This is a genomic window from Dankookia rubra, from assembly GCF_004355005.1.
GTDB lineage: Bacteria > Pseudomonadota > Alphaproteobacteria > Acetobacterales > Acetobacteraceae > Paracraurococcus > Paracraurococcus ruber_A.
The window spans coordinates 74,936-90,058 of the sequence record NZ_SMSJ01000015.1 but is presented as its reverse complement, the minus strand read 5'-3'; the positions used below and the strand labels follow the sequence as shown (position 1 = coordinate 90,058).

Genomic DNA, 15,123 nt, shown 5'->3' with positions numbered 1-15,123 from the left:
TGCCGCACGGCGGCAGCCGGCCGTCCTACTTCGGCGCTGTCGCCACCGCCTGAAAATTCGCCAGGCTGTCCTCCGCCACGCGGAACCACTGCACCTGCTCCACCCGGAAGCGGTCCCAGTGCTCGTGGACCTTCTTGAAGCGCGCGTTCTGCGCGCCGATCTCGGCATAGAGCTCCTGCGACGCCCTGTAGAGCGCCTGCATGATCTCCCGCGGATAGGCGCGCAGCTGGGTGCCCTGCGCCACCAGCCGGCGCAGCGCCGGCGGGTTGGCCACGTCGTATTTCGCGGCCGTCGCGTGGTAGGCCTCGGCGCAGGCGGTCTCCAGCATGCCCTGGTAAGCCTTGGGCAGCGCTTCCCAGACCTTCAGGTTCACCATGAAGTCGGTGTTCGGCCCGGCCTCCTGGAAGCCGGGGTAGTAGTAGAATTTCGCCACCCGGCCGAAGCCCAGCTTCTCGTCGTCATAGGGGCCGATGTATTCGGCGCCGTCGATCACCCCGCGCTCCAGCGCCGGGTAGATGTCGGACGGGGCGATCTGCTGGGGCACCACGCCGAGCTTCTGCATCACGCTGCCGCCGAGCCCGGCGATGCGGAATTTCAGCCCCTTCATGTCCTCCAGCGTGCGGAGTTCCTTCTTCGCCCAGCCGCCCATCTGCGCCCCGGTGCAGCCGGCCGGGATCTGCCAGATATTGGCCTCGGCGAAGACGTCCTTCAGCAGGTCGCGCCCGCCCGCATAGTTCAGCCAGGCGAAATTCTGCCGGCTGTTCAGCCCGAAGGGCAGCGCCGAGCCGAAGGCGAAGCTCGGGTCCTTGCCGAAGTAGAACAGCGCCGAGGTGAAGCCGCACTCGACCGAGCCCTGGCCGACCGCGTCCAGGATCTGCAGCGCCGGCACCACCTCGCCGGGGCCGGAGACGGTGATCTCGAAGGCGCCGTCCGACATCTCCCGCACCCGGCGGGCGACGATCTCGGCCGCGCCGTAGAGGGTATCGAGCGTGCGGGGGAAGCTGTTCGGGCAGCGCCAGCGGAGCTTCGGCTGGGCCGAGGCAAGCAGCGGCGCGGCGAGGGCGGCGGCGCCGGCGGCGCCGGCGACGAGATGACGACGGTTCATCGGGTGAGGATTCTCCCTGGCGCGCCCTGCCGGGCGCTTGCCGCGGAGCCTGCCGGGACCGGTGCGCTTCGGCAAGGGTCCGCGTGCGCTCAGGCAGCCGCGGCAGCGACCGTGCGCTCCCCCAGCACCAGCGCGCCGAGCAGCGCCGCGGTCGCCGGCACCGCCAGCGCGGCATCGCCCCAGGCGCCCTGCAGCAGCGCGCCCGACAGGGCGCCGGTCGCCATCGCCGCCCAGCATGCGGCCTGCTGCGCCCAGGCGCCGTGCCGGGCCCGGCCGAGCAGGGCCTGCACCAGCCCCTCCATCGCCCGTGACAGCGCGCCGGTGACGAAGGTGATGCCGCCGACGCCGGGCAGGGCGGTGTTCAGCATGCCCATGGCCGGGACCATGGCCCAGGCGGCCGGCGGCAATTCCCAGGTGCCGGCCGGAGGCGCCAGCAGGGCGGCGGTCAGCAGCGCCGCGACCAGGCCGAGCACCGCCGGGCTGCGCCAGCGGCCGGCGGCGGCGCCCAGCACCGCCCCCAGCAGCGCGCCCCCGGCGAACAGGCCGATCACGGCCGCCAGCGCCGCGGCGCGTCCGGCATGTCCCTCGGCCGCGGCGATCCCCAGCATGGTGCTGGTGCCGCTGATGAAACTGACGAAAAGCTGGTCGAAGCGCAGCCAGCCGATCGCATCGACGCAGCCGGCGAGCGCCACGAAGGGCACGGCTGCCCAAGGGTTGATGGCGGCGAGCGGCGGCACCGGAACGACAGGCTTTTCCCCACCCGGCATCCGCATTACACCGCCGCTCCTTCCGGGAGATAAGCCATGCACCGTCGCATCCTTCTCGGCGCCGCGGGCGCCGGCCTTGCCGCCACGGGCCTTGCCGCCCCCGCCCTCGCCCAATCGGCGCCGGAGGTGCGCTGGCGCATCGCCTCCGCCTTCCCGCGCAACCTCGATGTCCTTTACGGCACCGGGGAGCGGATCACCCAGCGGGTGGCGGCGCTGACCGACAACAAATTCCAGATCCGCTTCTTCGCGGCCGGCGAGATCGTCCCCGGCCTGCAGGTGCTGGACGCGGTGCAGGCCGGCACGATCGAGGGCGGCCATACCCCAGTCTACTACTACACCGGCAAGGACCCCTCCTTCGCCTTCTTCACCGCCCTGCCCTTCGGCCTGAACGCCCGGCAGAACCTGGCCTGGCTGAGCCATGGCGGCGGCGGGGAGCTCGCGGCGGAGCTGCTGCGCGACTACAACATCATCGGCTTCCCGGCCGGCGACACCGGCGCGCAGATGGGCGGCTGGTTCCGCAACGAGGTCAAGTCGGTGGACGACCTCAAGGGGCTGAAGTTCCGCGTCGCCGGCCTGGCGGGCGAGATCTTCCGCCGCATGGGCGCGGTGCCGACGCAGATCGCGGCCGCCGACATCTATCCCTCGCTCGAGCGCGGCACCTTGGATGCCGTGGAGTTCGTCGGGCCGCATGACGACGAGAAGCTCGGCTTCGTGCGGGTGGCGAAGTACTACTATGCGCCGGGCTTCTGGGAGGCGGGCGCCCACCTGCACCTGATCACCAACCAGGCCGCCTTCGAGGCGCTGCCCGCCCCCTACAAGGCGGCGATCGAGGTCGCCTGCGGCGAGGCCAATGCCGACATGCTGGCGCGCTACGACCACCTGAACCCGCAGGCGCTGCGGCGGCTGGTGGTGGCGGGCGCGCAGCTCCGCTTCTGGCCGCGCGACATCATGCAGGCGGCCTGGAAGGAGGCGCACGCCCTTTATGACGAGATGGGGGCGAAGAACCCGCGCTTTGGCAAGATCTGGGCGTCGTACAAGGCCTACCGGGACGAGGAGTACCAGTGGTTCCGGGTGGCCGAGAGCAGCTTCGACAACTTCGCCTTCCCCGCGGCGGCGCAGCCGCCGCGGTAGCCACCGAGCCGGGGCGGCGCAGCCGCCGCGGCGACCGCAGGACCCGGGGTGGCAGGGGCGCCGCGGCAACGGTCAAGGCCGGGGCGGCACGGCGGCCCCGCGAAGAACGCAGGGGCGCGCGGCGTCGGCGCGATGGACGCCGCGCCCCGCGCTCCGGTACATGGGCGCCTCCTGCCTTCGGGACCCCATCGCCTCATGGACATCGCCGCGCTGCTCTCCGCCCTCGCCATGGGGGTGCTTGAAGGGCTGACCGAATTCCTGCCGATCTCCTCGACCGGCCACCTCATCCTGCTGGGCGAGCTGATCGGCTTCCAGGGACCGCCCGGGAAGGTCTTCGAGATCTCGATCCAGCTCGGCGCCATCTGCGCCGTCATCTGGGTCTTCCGCGACACGCTGCTCGGCCTGGCCCGCGGCATGTGGCGGCCGGGGCGGGAAAGGTTCTACGTCACCAACCTGCTGCTCGCCTTCCTGCCGGCCGCCGTTATCGGCGCGACCCTGCACAAGACGATCACCGAGCGGCTGTTCAGCCCCTACGTGGTCTGCACCACGCTGATCGCGGGCGGCATCGCCATCATCCTGATCGAGCGGCTGCGGAAGGTGCCGAGCATCCGCTCGGTGCCGGAGATCGGCCCGGTGCCGGCCCTGCTGATCGGCTTCGGTCAGGCCCTGGCGATGATCCCCGGCACCTCGCGGTCCGGCGCCACCATCATCACCGCCCTGCTGCTGGGGGTCGAGCGCAAGACGGCGGCCGAGTTCAGCTTCGTGCTCGCCATCCCGACCATGCTGGCGGCCACCGCCTACAGCCTGCTGAAGGTCCGGGACCAGATCGCGCTGGAGGGCCTCGGCCAGATCGCGGTCGGCTTCGTCGCCGCCTTCGTCGTGGCGCTGGTGACGGTGCGCTGGGTGCTCTCGGTGATCGGGCGGATCGGCTTCACGCCCTTCGGCTGGTACCGGATCGTGCTCGGCGTGGTGATGCTGGCCTTCCTGCTGTCGCGCTGAAGGCAGGGCGGCCGGGCCTTCCCGGGCGGCCGCGCCGTTCCGCCCTACCCGGCGACGCTGCCCGGGTCGCAATTGCCGCCGCAGACCAGCACGCCGACCTGCGCCCCGGCCGGCGGCACCCAGGCGCCGCACAGCAGGGCGGCCAGCGCCGTCGCCCCGCCCGGCTCGGCGACCAGCCGCGCCGCCTCCCACAGCAGGCGCTGGGCGGCGCGGATGGCGGCGTCCGGCACCAGCACCGCCTTCGCCACATGATCCCTGGCCACCGCGAACATCAGCGCGCCGACCTGCCGGGCGCCCAGGCTGTCGGCCGCCAGGCCGCCGACCGGGGCCGGAACCGGGCGGCCTTCCCGCAGCGCGGTGGCCAGGGTCGGGCAGCCCTCGGGCTCCACGCTCACCACGCCTACACCGCTGCCGGCATACCATGCGGCCATGCCGCCGATCAGGCCGCCACCGCCGGTTGCCACCAGCACATGCGTCAGCCCCGGCGCATCGGCCTGGAGTTCCATGGCCACGGTGCCCTGGCCCGCCAGCACCTCCGGCTGGTCATAGGCATGGACCTGCAGCGCCCCGGTCTCCGCCGCCCGCGCCTCGCTGGCCTGGCGGGCCGCGTCGTAGGCCTCCCCGCCCACCACCAGCCGGGCGCCATAGGCCTCGATCCGCGCCCGCTTGGCCGGGCCGGTGATCTCGGGGACGAAGATCTCCGCCCTGACGCCCAGGGCGCGGGCGGCATAGGCGACCGCGGCACCGTGATTGCCGCCGGACGCCGCGATGACGCCGGCTTGCGGCAACTCGCGCGAAAGCATGCGGTTGAAGGCGCCGCGCGGCTTGAAGGAACCGCTGGCCTGCAGCAATTCCAGCTTCAATACGATATCCTGCGGCAGGCCGAGATCGCCCCCGGCCAGGCGCAGCAGCGGCGTGCGACGGATGTAGGGAGCGATACGGTGGGCAGCGGCACGGATCGCCGCCTGGTCGGGATGGCTCGACATGATGGGTCAGGGGTGGCATGCCCGATGCTGCGACGCAACCGCGGGTGCCCTTGGAACCGCCGGGGGTTTCTGCCAAGGTCGGCCGCCTGTTTGGTGGCGACCGGGATGCTGCTCCATGCCAGTTCAGTCGCCCGTGAGGCGGAAGCCGTGCTGCTGCTCGGCCCTCCGGGGTCCGGAAAGTCCGATCTCGTGCTGCGCCTGATCGACCGGGGCTGGCGGCTGGTGGCCGACGACCAAGTGGCGGTTTCGGCCGAGGCTGAGACGCTGCGCGCCGCGCCGCCGCCGGCGCTGCACGGCATGCTGGAAGTGCGGGGCCTCGGCATCTTCCGCGACCTCGCGGTCGCCGCCCCGGCGACGCTGCGGCTGGTCGCCCGGCTGGTGCCGCGGGAGGCGATCGACCGGCTGCCGGAGCCCGAGGGCTGGACCGAGGCGGGGATCACCCTGCCCGTCATCCGGCTGGATGCCTTCGCCGCCTCGGCCACCGCCCGGCTCGGCCTCGCGCTCGACGCCGCGCTCGGCCTGGCCCGGCAGCAGGCCGGCGCCTTCGAACCGCGGATGGGCGCATGAGCGAGGGGCAGCCCGGCCCGCATGCCCCCGGCGCCCGGCCGGTGGTGCTGGTCACCGGGCTTTCGGGCGCCGGCAAGGCCTCCATCCTCCGGGTGCTGGAGGACCTCGGCTTCGAGACGGTGGACAACCCGCCGCTGAAGGTCCTTGAAGAACTGGTCGAGGACGGCGAGGAGCCGATCGCCGCCGGCATCGACACCCGCACCCGCGGCTTCGTGCCGACCCAGGCGCTGGTCACCCTGGCGCGCCTCCGCCGCAACCCGGCCATCGCCGTCACCCTGGTCTACGTGACCGCCGAGGATGCCATCCTGCTGCGCCGTTACACCGAGACTCGGCGGCGCCACCCGCTGGCGCCGGGCGGATCGCTCGGCAACCGGGTGATCGACGGCATCACCCGGGAATCGGCGCTGCTGACCCCGCTGCGGGAGGCGGCGGACCTGGTGATCGATACCTCAGACCTGCCGCTGCCCAGCCTGCGCCAGATGATCGAGCAGCGCTTCCGGCCGGAGGGGACGCCGGGCCTTTCGATCCAGGTGATGTCCTTCGGCTTCCCCAAGGGCCTGCCGCGCGAGGCCGACCTGGTCTTCGACGTCCGCTTCCTGCGCAACCCGCACTACGTCCCGGCGCTGCGGCCGCAGACCGGGCGGGACGCGCCGGTCGCCGCCTATGTCGAGGGCGACCCGGATTTCCCGGGATTCTGGACCCGGCTTGTGGGCTTCATCGATCCGCTCTTGCCGCGCTACGTGGCGGAGGGCAAGAAGTACCTCACGGTCGCGTTAGGCTGCACCGGCGGCAAGCACCGCTCGGTCCTTGTGGCCGAACGCTTGGCCGCCCATCTCAGGGGCGCGGGCTGGCGCGCCGATGTGACGCACCGGGAACTTGTCCAGCGGGAGCTTGCCGGGATGGACCCGGCGGGTGATCCCGGCCACCGCACCGCGGCGCCCGAGGAGGGCCCCGACGGAGATGACGTCCCCGCAGCACAGGCCGGGACGGGGGGTCGGGAGGCCCTGACACGCACCCCATGATTGGATTGGTTCTCGTCACCCATGGCCGCCTCGCGGATGAACTCCGCCTCGCCATGGAACATGTGGTCGGCCCGCAACGGGCCGTGGCCACCGTCTGCATCGGTCCCGACGACGACATGGAACAGCGCCGGCAGGATATCCGCGACAGCGTCGCGGCGGTCGACCAGGGCGACGGCGTCGTCGTGCTGACCGACATCATGGGCGGCACGCCCTGCAACCTGGCGGTCTCGATCGCCGACCGGAAGCAGGTCGAGGTGATCGCCGGGGTGAACCTGCCGCTGCTGGTCAAGCTGGCCAAGATCCGCTCGTCCGAACCCCTGGCCGAGGCGGTCGACCACGCCGCCGCGGCCGGCCGCAAATACATCGCCGCCGCCGGCGACATCCCGAACGGGATAGCGCGGGTCAATGGCAGCGCCACCGGAGGGAACAAGCCGTGAGCCACACCGCAACCCAATCGATCGATGCCGCCACCACCCCCGGCTGCGGCGAGGGGGAGATGGTGCTGCGGCAGACGCTGACCATCACCAACAGCCGCGGCCTGCATGCGCGCGCCGCCGCCAAGCTGGTCACCCTGGCGGAGCGCTTCTCCGCCTGCGTCCAGGTCTCCCGCGAGGGCCAGAAGGTTCCGGCCTGCTCCATCATGGGGCTGATGATGCTGGGCGCCGGCAAGGGCAGCACGGTCGAGATCGAAGCCGAGGGCTGGGATGCCAAGGAGGCGCTCGAGGCGGTGGCCGGCCTGGTCGAGGCCGGTTTCCATGAAGAATGACAAGGTCGAGGCGCCCGAGGGGCTGAGCGCGAAGGGGCCGGACAAGTCCCCCGACCGCGCCGCCGAGCGCGGCCAGGAGGCGCCGCGCAAGCCATCCGCCCGGAAGACCAAGGAACAGGCGATCCGCGGCCTGCCCATTGCCCCCGGCATCGCCATCGGCCCGGTCTACGACACCACCGAGATCCCCGCCGAGGCGCCCCGCCGGACCATCCCGGCCGGGCAGGTCGAGGCCGAGCGGCAGCGCCTGGTGGATGCCACCGCGCTGTCGCGCAAGCAGCTGAACAAGCTGAAGACCCGGCTCGGCATCCTGCCCGAGGAGGCGCAGGAGGAGCTGGCGCCGCTGCTGGATGCCTATGTGCTGATGCTGGGCAATTCCCGGCTGCTGCGCGGCGCCCGCAAGCGGATCGAGCAGGGCCTGCTGGCGGCCGAGACCGCGGTGCAGGACGAGGCCGAGGCGATCGCCGCGGCGATCATGGCCAACAAGGACGACGACCGCGCCGGCCTCAAGCGCCGCGCCGACGAGGTGCGGGAGATCGCCCGCCGCCTCACCCGCAACCTGACCGCGACGCCCTTCCGCAGCCTGAAGGAGGTGCCGGAAGGCGCCATCCTGGTGGCGGAGGAGCTGACGCCGGCGGATGCCGCGCTGCTCGACCCCTCCCGCATCGCCGGGGTCGCCACCGCCGAGGGCGGCGCCGACGGCCATACCGCCATCATGCTGCGGGCGCTCGGCATCCCCTCGGTGCTCGGCTGCGTCGGGCTGACCGAGAGCGTCACCCGCGGCGACCAGGCGGTGCTGGACGGCTTGGCCGGCACCATCGTGCTGCGTCCCGGCCAGGCGGCGCTGGACAAGGGCAGGGAGGCCCTGACCGCCTTCGCCAAGGAACGCGCCAAGCTGGCCAAGCTGCGCCGCCTGCCGGCGGTGACCACGGACGGCGAGCCGGTGGAGCTGCAGGCCAACCTCGAGATCCCGGCCGAGCTGCCGCTGATCGCCCAGGCCGGCGCCCAGGGGATCGGCCTGTTGCGCACCGAGTTCCTCTTCATGAACCGCGAGGACCTGCCGGGCGAGGAGGCGCAGACTGACGCCTATGCCCAGATCCTCGAGGCCATGGGCGGCGACCCCGTGACCATCCGGGTGCTCGACTGGGGCGGCGAGAAGGACATGGAGGCGCTGGGCGAGGGCATCGCGCCGACCCATGCCGGGCCGAACCCGGCGCTGGGGCTGCGCGGCCTCCGGCTGCTGCTGAAGCGGCCGGAGCTGCTGGAGGCGCAGTTCGCCGCCATCCTGCGGGTCGCCGACCGCGGCCAGGTCCGTGTCCTGCTGCCGATGGTGACCAACCCGTCCGAGGTGAAGCAGGCGCGCGAAATCTACGAGCGCGTCGCCAAGCGGCTGAAGCGGAAGGGCGTCCACCTGCCGGACAAGCTGCCCGACCTCGGCGTGATGATCGAGACGCCGGGCGCCGCGCTGGCGGCGGACGCCATCGCGCTGGAGGCTGATTTCTTTGCGATCGGCACCAACGACCTCGCCATGTACACCCTGGCAGTGGACCGGGCGGAGGCGGAGGTCAGCCATCTGTACGACCCGCTGCACCCCGCGGTGCTGCGGCTGATGCAATTCGCCACGGAGGCCGCGCTGCGGCTGCGCATGCCGGTCTCGGTCTGCGGCGAGATGGCGGGCAACCCGCGGCTGGTGCCGCTGCTGCTCGGCCTCGGCATCCGTTCGCTGTCGATGAATGCCAGCGCGATCCCCCGCGTCAAGCAGGCGGTGCGGTCGCTCGACATTTCCGACTGCGCCCGCTTCGCCCGGCGGGTGATGGAGCAGTCGGACCCGGCGCGGATCCATGAGCTGGTCATGGGCTTCGGGACGGAGAAGCCGTAGGGCCCTGCGCCGCTGCGCCCGGCCCGCAGTCCCGGTGCGGTCGAAGGCCGCAACCATGGTTGGGCCGGTTCCGCTGCGGCGCCCGTCTCGACGGCCGGCGGCCGGCACCGGGTCGGCCCCGGGGCCGCTGCGGTCAGCGCTTCCGGGCCGGCGGCTTCGGCCGGGCCGCCGCCTTCACCCCGGCCGCCATCTGCCGCTTCGCCGCCGCCGTCATCGCCCCGCGCGCCGCCCCGCCCCAGGCATTGGCGGCGCTGAGCCAGAGGCTGAGGAAAGGGTTCTTCTTCGTCCAGGGGTTTGCCATGCCGGGGAAACGTACCGCGGCGGCCGTCGTTGCGTCGCGGCGCCTGGAAGCGCGGCAGGCTTCCGCGCAGGATGCACCACACCCTCGGCGACGGGCACGGCATGGCCAAGGACGAGCTGGACGAATTGCGCGGCGAGATCGTTGCGCTGGAAACCGCGCTGGCCTCGGCCTTCGGCGAGATCGCGGTGCTGCGCGCGGCGATCGGCGGTGGCGGCACCCCGGCCGCGCTGGCCGCCATGGAGGAGATGGCGACCCAGCTGGAGGGCTCGATGCTCCGCGGGGTGATCGGCGCGGAACAGGAAGGCCGGCCACAGGCGTCGGCGGGCTTCGAGCGGCGCATGGAGCAGATCGCCCATGCGCTGCGCAACGCCATCGCCTTCCGCGAGACGTAGCCGGCCTACCCCCCCGCCAGCATCGTGTCGGCGATCTTCTCCGCCGTCATCAGCACCGGGAAGTTGGTGTTCGCACACGGCACCACCGGGAAGATCGAGGCATCGACCACCCGCAGCCCCTCCATCCCGCGCACCCGGCCCTGGTTGTCCACCACCGCCATCGGGTCGTCGTCCCGCCCCATCCGGCAGGAACAGCTGGCATGCCAGACGCCGATCGTCGCCTTGCGGATGAAGGCCTCCAGCGCCTCCTCGTCCTCCATCACCTGGCGGAAGGTGAAGCCCTCCACCACGTAGCGGTCGATGATCCAGCTGCGCAGCGCCGGCGGCCCGTCGAGCAGGGCCGCCACTGCCTTGGTCAGCCAGCGGTTCCGTTCGTTCACCACGCCGATGGCGCGGACCTTGTCGCTATAGGCCGCCGGGAAGGGGTCGGTGGTCACCGCGGCCAGCGGGGCGGAGAGCTGCATCGCCGCCAGCATGCGGAAGCCGCTCATCAGCCGGTCCAGGTCGCGGCGGTCGGACAGCAGGTTGAACTCCACCACCGGCTCCTCCTGCCAGTCGGTGGAGGCCAGCCGCACCTGCCCGGCCTCGGAGTAGGTCTTGTTGACGAAGGCGAGCAGCGAGGCGACCTGCTGCCCCACCGCGTGCCAGGCCGACTTGCTGGCGACGGCGACGAACATGTCGCCCTTCGGCGTCTCCGGCAGCCCCGACGAATAGCGCAGTCCCAGCAGGATGTGCCGGCGCGAATGCGCATCCGTCAGCCGCGCCGGGCGGCGAATGAAGGAGGACAGCGAGATGGACGGATGGTCCATCAGCCGCTGGCCGACGCCGGGCAGCGCCGAGCGCACCTCGATTCCCATCTCCCGCAGGTGGCCGACGGGCCCGATCCCGTTGCGCAGCAGGATGGCCGGCGAATGGATGGCGCCGGAGGAGAGGATCACCTCTGCCCCGCGGAACTCCCGCGGCTGCCCCTTCACCATGGCGGAGACGCCGACGCAGCGGTTGCCCTCGAAGAGCAGGCCACTGACCTGGGTCTCGGTCGAGATGGTCAGGTTCTCCCGCGCCCGCACCTGCGCGTTCAGGTAGCCGACCGCGGCCGAGACCCGCTTCCTGCCGTCGATCGAGGCGGTGACAGGAAAGTAGCCGTCCTCGAACCTGCCGTTCTGGTCGGGCAGGTACTTGAAGCCGGCCAGGCGGAAGGCCTCGCCGGCGGCCTTGGTGTGGTCGCACCAGCGCTCGGCCGGGATGCGGGTGACGGTGATGTGGCCCTCCCGGCCGTGCCACTCATCGGCGAAGTCGAGGTCGTGCTCGACCTTCTTGAAGAAGGGCAGCACGCCGTCCCAGTTCCAGCCGGCGGCGCCGCGCGCCTCCCACTCGTCGAAATCGGTCGGCGCGCCGCGATTGGCCATCTGCCCGTTGATCGAGGACCCGCCGCCGAGCACCCGCGCCTGCTCGTACTTGCGCAGCGGCGGCGGGGCGGCGTCGGGGTTGTTGTGGGAGACGACCTGGGTGCGGACCTTGAGCTTCGTCCAGTGGAAGCGCGGGTCGAAATAGGCGGTGCCGGGATAGGTGTCCTCGATCTCCTTCGGCACCTGGCCCGGCGGCGTGTCCTGCCCGGCTTCCAGCAGCAGCACGCGGTTGGCGGACCGCGCCGAGAGCCGGTTGGCGAGCACCGAGCCGGCGGAGCCGCCGCCGACGATGATGTGGCTGTAGTCCACGCGTTTCCCCTCGAACGTCGTCCCTGGGGAATCCCTAGCATGCGCGGCGCAAGACGCCCAAGCGGCCGGCCGGCGGCATGGATCACCACCTCAGGGCGGCTGCCCGCCGGGCGGCGCCTTCGGCGGGGGCGCCTGCGGCTGGAGCTTGCTGATGATGGCGCCTATGGCGGCATCGAGCTGACGGAGCACCGCTTCCAGCGAATAGCCGAGGAAGAAGGCCCAGGCAGCAAGCGAGAGGCTGAAGCCACCGAGGTGCACCGGCACGTCCGTGCCGAACACCAGCCCGAGCAATCCGCCGAGCGTGGCCGCGAGCATCACGCGCATGAGCCCGTGCTTGCCGTCGTTCATGGCCAGGGTGTGGGTGGCGACCCGGTCGGCGATCCGCCGCAGCACGTAGACGCAGCCGCCGATGCCCCCCAGCAGCACCGGCAGGATGTAGCCACTGATCATCGCCATGCTGGCAATGGTGCGCAGCTCGGTCCGGGACCAGTCTTTCAGGCTCAAGGTCTTGTGCAGCTCGACCGGCGGCCAGGCGCAATAGGCGGGAACGGGCTTGCCGGAGGCCGCGTCCTGCTTGGGCCGGGTCGCCGAGAGCAGGTCGAACGGATTGAAGAACAGCATCTGGCAGTTCCAGGCGGCCAGGCGGGTGAAGACGAGTTCCTCCCGCAGCTTCAGCTGGGCTAGGTGGCTGCAGCTCTGCTCCGCCTGTTGCGTCCTGGCACGGCGCCACTGCGCGTTCGTCGGGTAGGACGCCAGTGCCTCCTTGTCTTCCCCCTTGGTGTCTTCGTCGAGCGTTGGAGGGTCGCAGTAAGGCACGAAGACCGGCGCATCCGGAGCGGCCGGGGCGTCGCCGGCAGCGGCCGGCGCCTCCAAGGCTACGGGCTTGCCGCCCTTGCCCTGCACGACGACCCAGTCGGTCTTCAAATTGAGCTTGGCCAGGTCGCCATAGGCGGTGGCCAGTTCCAGGCGCAGCGCGTCCAGCTGTCCGACCGTGCGGCGACCGTCGTCGAGCCCCATGAGGAGCAGGATCGACAGCAGCATCGCCACCACCAGAAGCACCACGACGCCGCCGACGCCGACGCGCAGGCACCGCCGCGTGCGCCTTGCCCCGGGCGTCGCGGCCGGGCCCGTGGCCATGAAGTCGCGGGTGACTCGGATCGTCTCGACGGTGGCAGGGAAGGCGGCCCGGCTCAGGCATTCGACGGTCGCCACCAGGTCGCGCTCCAGGCCGGCATTGGCGAGGATCGCGGCGGCGCCCTGGTTCAGGATGTCGGGCCCGGACCCGCCGAGCGGCAGTCCGGTGCCGCAGGGCACCTGCGGATTGGGGTGGCGGGCGAGGTACGCGCGCAGGATGCGGCCAGCCGCCTGCAACTCCAGGATCTGCTGAGCGGCCGTGCCCGAGGGCTGGGCGGGTGCTGTTGCGGTGCCCGACATGGCAGCCTCCCCGTGTACGACGCCGGCGTCCTGCATGCCGCTCGATCGGATCGCTCCGCCGGTTCCACCGTCCGGGTCGATCGCCGAAGCATTGGCGCCCGACGTCCTTGCATCCTATGCTGTGGCGCACATGCCGCCGGCCCAGCCCGCCCGCGCGCGCCGCCCCGCCGCCCCCGCGGCGCCGCGGTCGCCGCGTCCGGCACCAGTCGCACCTCCCCGCCCCGATGCCGCCCGGCCGCCGCGCCGCCGTGGCCGATCGCTGCTGGGCTGGCTGGTGCAGGGGCTGGTCTGGGGCGCGATCGCGCTGTTCCTGCTGCTGCTCTTCTTCGCCTGGGACCTGCCGCGGGTGGACGGCATCCCGGCCGCCACCCGCCGCCCCTCGGTCACCCTGCTCTCGGCCGACGGCGCCATGCTGGCGACCCAGGGCGACCTCTATGGGGAAACGGTGCGGCTGCGCGACCTGCCGCCCACCCTGCCCGCCGCCCTGATGGCGGTGGAGGACCGCCGCTTCCGCAGCCATTGGGGGATCGACCCGATCGGCCTGGCGCGCGCCGCACTCGCCAACTGGAGGGCGGGGGAGGTGGTGCAGGGCGGCTCCACCCTGACCCAGCAGCTCGCCAAGAACCTTTTCCTGACGACCGAGCGCACCACCCGCCGCAAGGTGCAGGAAGCCCTGCTGGCGCTGTGGCTGGAGCGCCGCTTCGGCAAGGACCAGCTGCTCGAGATCTATCTCAACCGGGTTTATCTCGGCGCCGGAGCCTATGGGGTCGATGCCGCGGCGCGGCTCTTCTTCGGCGTCCCGGCGCGGCGGGTGAACCTTTGGCAGGCGGCGATGCTGGCCGGGCTGCCGAAGGCGCCGTCGCGGCTGAACCCCCGCGCCTCGCCCGACCTCGCCGTCGCCCGCGCCTCCGAGGTGCTGGAGGCGATGGTCGAGACCGGCGCCATCACCAAGGCGCAGATGGAGGCCGAGCTCGGCCGCATGCGGATCCCGCCGCCGGCCTCCCGCCAGGCCGGCTGGTTCGCCGACTGGGCGCTCGAGGACCTGGCCGAGACCTTTCCCGGCAATGCCGACCTGGTGCTGCGGGCGACACTGAGCGCGAAGCTGCAGGCGGTGGTGGAGGCTCGGCTCGAGGCGCTGCTGGCCGGGCCCGGGGCGCGGGCCGGAGTCAGCCAGGGCGCCGTGGTGGTGCTGGACGCGAATACGGGTGCGATCCGCGCCATGGCCGGCGGGCGGGACTTCCGCGCCAGCCAGTTCAACCGCGCGACCGCCGCCCGGCGCCAGCCCGGCTCCGCCTTCAAGCCCTTCGTCTTCCTGGCGGCGCTCGAGAAGGGCATGCGGCCCGAGGACGACGTCTCCGACGCGCCGCTCAGCCTCGGCGGCTGGTCGCCCGGCAACGGCACCTGGAAGCCGCGGGGCGAGATCAGCATGGAGGAAGCCCTGGCGCAGTCGGTGAACACCGCGGCCGTCCGGGTGCTGTTCCGCGCCGGCGGCCCGCGCGCGGCGGCCGAGGCAGCGCGGCGCCTCGGGCTCGACGGCCGCTTCCCGAACGACGCCTCGATCGCCCTCGGCACCGGGGAAGTGACGCTGCTGGACCTGACTGCGGCCTATGCCGGCTTCGCCAATGGCGGGATGCGGATCACGCCCTTCGGCATCGCCGGCGCGCAGGCGACCGGCGCCGCCCTGCCGGTCCCGCGCGCGGCGCCGCGGCGGGCGATCGCGGCGGAGGACGCGGCGGCGATGCGGCGGATGCTGGAAGCGGCCGTGTCGCACGGCACCGGCCGGGCCGCTGCCGTCGGGGGCCGCAGCGTGGCCGGCAAGACCGGCACCACCCAGGATTTCCGCGACGCCTGGTTCATCGGCCTCACCGGCGGCGGTGCTGCCGGCGGCGGCAGCGTGGTCGGCATCTGGCTCGGCAACGACGATGCGCGGCCGATGGACAGCGTCAGCGGCGGCAGCCTGCCGGCGCGGCTCTTCCACGACATCACGGAGTCCGGATTATAATCCCGGTGTCGCAATCCGGCAGGAATTCCGCGCCACGCGTGGGTGCCGGTCGCGCCGCGA

General features: G+C 72.4%; 15 protein-coding genes. 9 read left to right on the top strand and 6 right to left on the bottom strand.

All coding sequences use genetic code 11. The features are described from left to right. Positions 1-25: 25 nt before the first annotated feature. Positions 26-1,105, bottom strand: a complete 1,080-nt coding sequence (locus tag E2C06_RS13935) for a TRAP transporter substrate-binding protein (protein WP_133289213.1) — start codon at positions 1,103-1,105, stop codon at positions 26-28. Between the two features lie 89 nt (positions 1,106-1,194). After that, entirely contained in the window at positions 1,195-1,878 is a 684-nt protein-coding gene (locus E2C06_RS13930) for a DUF1275 family protein (RefSeq protein WP_133289212.1), read from the bottom strand. A gap of 30 nt (positions 1,879-1,908) precedes the next feature. On the opposite strand from E2C06_RS13930, the gene E2C06_RS13925 reads away from it, so the two are divergent. Continuing rightward, positions 1,909-3,003, top strand: coding sequence for a TRAP transporter substrate-binding protein (locus E2C06_RS13925; protein WP_133289211.1), 1,095 nt, complete (start codon positions 1,909-1,911; stop codon positions 3,001-3,003). Between the two features lie 195 nt (positions 3,004-3,198). Continuing rightward, the gene (locus E2C06_RS13920) at positions 3,199-4,002 is read left to right on the top strand and encodes an undecaprenyl-diphosphate phosphatase (RefSeq protein WP_133289210.1); all 804 of its coding nucleotides are present in this window, start codon (positions 3,199-3,201) and stop codon (positions 4,000-4,002) included. 44 nt (positions 4,003-4,046) lie between these two features. On the opposite strand, the gene E2C06_RS13915 is transcribed toward E2C06_RS13920, so the two are convergent. After that, the gene (locus tag E2C06_RS13915; RefSeq protein ID WP_133289209.1) at positions 4,047-4,988 is read right to left on the bottom strand and encodes a threonine/serine dehydratase; all 942 of its coding nucleotides are present in this window, start codon (positions 4,986-4,988) and stop codon (positions 4,047-4,049) included. A 105-nt stretch (positions 4,989-5,093) separates the two neighbouring features. Between E2C06_RS13915 and E2C06_RS13910 the strand changes: the two genes are divergently transcribed. From E2C06_RS13910 to ptsP, 5 genes are read left to right on the top strand one after another with little or no spacing between them, the layout of a single operon-like run. Continuing rightward, positions 5,094-5,555, top strand: coding sequence for an HPr kinase/phosphorylase (locus tag E2C06_RS13910; RefSeq protein WP_133289208.1), 462 nt, complete (start codon positions 5,094-5,096; stop codon positions 5,553-5,555). Then, positions 5,552-6,577, top strand: a complete 1,026-nt coding sequence (gene rapZ, locus E2C06_RS13905; protein WP_133289207.1) for an RNase adapter RapZ — start codon at positions 5,552-5,554, stop codon at positions 6,575-6,577. The genes E2C06_RS13910 and rapZ overlap by 4 nt, the downstream gene beginning before the upstream one ends. After that, positions 6,574-7,014 (top strand): PTS sugar transporter subunit IIA, encoded by a 441-nt coding sequence (locus tag E2C06_RS13900; RefSeq protein WP_133289206.1) that lies wholly within the window; start codon positions 6,574-6,576, stop codon positions 7,012-7,014. Before rapZ ends, E2C06_RS13900 begins: the two co-directional genes overlap by 4 nt. A 59-nt stretch (positions 7,015-7,073) precedes the next feature. Further along, a complete protein-coding gene (locus tag E2C06_RS13895) occupies positions 7,074-7,343 on the top strand; it encodes an HPr family phosphocarrier protein (protein WP_133289240.1) in 270 nt (89 codons plus the stop codon). After that, a complete protein-coding gene (gene ptsP, locus E2C06_RS13890; protein WP_133289205.1) occupies positions 7,333-9,219 on the top strand; it encodes a phosphoenolpyruvate--protein phosphotransferase in 1,887 nt (628 codons plus the stop codon). The genes E2C06_RS13895 and ptsP overlap by 11 nt, the downstream gene beginning before the upstream one ends. 133 nt (positions 9,220-9,352) lie before the next feature. On the opposite strand, the gene E2C06_RS37565 is transcribed toward ptsP, so the two are convergent. Next, the gene (locus E2C06_RS37565; RefSeq protein ID WP_165982380.1) at positions 9,353-9,520 is read right to left on the bottom strand and encodes a hypothetical protein; all 168 of its coding nucleotides are present in this window, start codon (positions 9,518-9,520) and stop codon (positions 9,353-9,355) included. 71 nt (positions 9,521-9,591) lie between these two features. Between E2C06_RS37565 and E2C06_RS13885 the strand changes: the two genes are divergently transcribed. Continuing rightward, positions 9,592-9,912, top strand: coding sequence for a hypothetical protein (locus tag E2C06_RS13885; protein WP_133289204.1), 321 nt, complete (start codon positions 9,592-9,594; stop codon positions 9,910-9,912). 5 nt (positions 9,913-9,917) lie between these two features. On the opposite strand, the gene E2C06_RS13880 is transcribed toward E2C06_RS13885, so the two are convergent. Further along, positions 9,918-11,627 (bottom strand): GMC family oxidoreductase, encoded by a 1,710-nt coding sequence (locus E2C06_RS13880; RefSeq protein ID WP_133289203.1) that lies wholly within the window; start codon positions 11,625-11,627, stop codon positions 9,918-9,920. Positions 11,628-11,717: 90 nt separating this feature from the next. Then, positions 11,718-13,061 (bottom strand): hypothetical protein, encoded by a 1,344-nt coding sequence (locus E2C06_RS13875; protein ID WP_133289202.1) that lies wholly within the window; start codon positions 13,059-13,061, stop codon positions 11,718-11,720. Positions 13,062-13,191: 130 nt separating this feature from the next. Here E2C06_RS13875 and E2C06_RS13870 point away from each other — a divergent pair, with 130 nt between their 5' ends. Next, positions 13,192-15,063, top strand: a complete 1,872-nt coding sequence (locus E2C06_RS13870; RefSeq protein WP_133289201.1) for a transglycosylase domain-containing protein — start codon at positions 13,192-13,194, stop codon at positions 15,061-15,063. Positions 15,064-15,123: the final 60 nt, after the last annotated feature.

Coding starts and splice junctions, on each gene's coding strand:
- E2C06_RS13935 (WP_133289213.1), bottom strand. CDS start 1,105: ATGAACCGTCGTCATCTCGTCGCCGGCGCCGCCGGCGCCGCCGCCCTC.
- E2C06_RS13930 (WP_133289212.1), bottom strand. CDS start 1,878: ATGCGGATGCCGGGTGGGGAAAAGCCTGTCGTTCCGGTGCCGCCGCTC.
- E2C06_RS13925 (WP_133289211.1), top strand. CDS start 1,909: ATGCACCGTCGCATCCTTCTCGGCGCCGCGGGCGCCGGCCTTGCCGCC.
- E2C06_RS13920 (WP_133289210.1), top strand. CDS start 3,199: ATGGACATCGCCGCGCTGCTCTCCGCCCTCGCCATGGGGGTGCTTGAA.
- E2C06_RS13915 (WP_133289209.1), bottom strand. CDS start 4,988: ATGTCGAGCCATCCCGACCAGGCGGCGATCCGTGCCGCTGCCCACCGT.
- E2C06_RS13910 (WP_133289208.1), top strand. CDS start 5,094: ATGCTGCTCCATGCCAGTTCAGTCGCCCGTGAGGCGGAAGCCGTGCTG.
- rapZ (WP_133289207.1), top strand. CDS start 5,552: ATGAGCGAGGGGCAGCCCGGCCCGCATGCCCCCGGCGCCCGGCCGGTG.
- E2C06_RS13900 (WP_133289206.1), top strand. CDS start 6,574: ATGATTGGATTGGTTCTCGTCACCCATGGCCGCCTCGCGGATGAACTC.
- E2C06_RS13895 (WP_133289240.1), top strand. CDS start 7,074: ATGGTGCTGCGGCAGACGCTGACCATCACCAACAGCCGCGGCCTGCAT.
- ptsP (WP_133289205.1), top strand. CDS start 7,333: ATGAAGAATGACAAGGTCGAGGCGCCCGAGGGGCTGAGCGCGAAGGGG.
- E2C06_RS37565 (WP_165982380.1), bottom strand. CDS start 9,520: ATGGCAAACCCCTGGACGAAGAAGAACCCTTTCCTCAGCCTCTGGCTC.
- E2C06_RS13885 (WP_133289204.1), top strand. CDS start 9,592: ATGCACCACACCCTCGGCGACGGGCACGGCATGGCCAAGGACGAGCTG.
- E2C06_RS13875 (WP_133289202.1), bottom strand. CDS start 13,061: ATGTCGGGCACCGCAACAGCACCCGCCCAGCCCTCGGGCACGGCCGCT.
- E2C06_RS13870 (WP_133289201.1), top strand. CDS start 13,192: ATGCCGCCGGCCCAGCCCGCCCGCGCGCGCCGCCCCGCCGCCCCCGCG.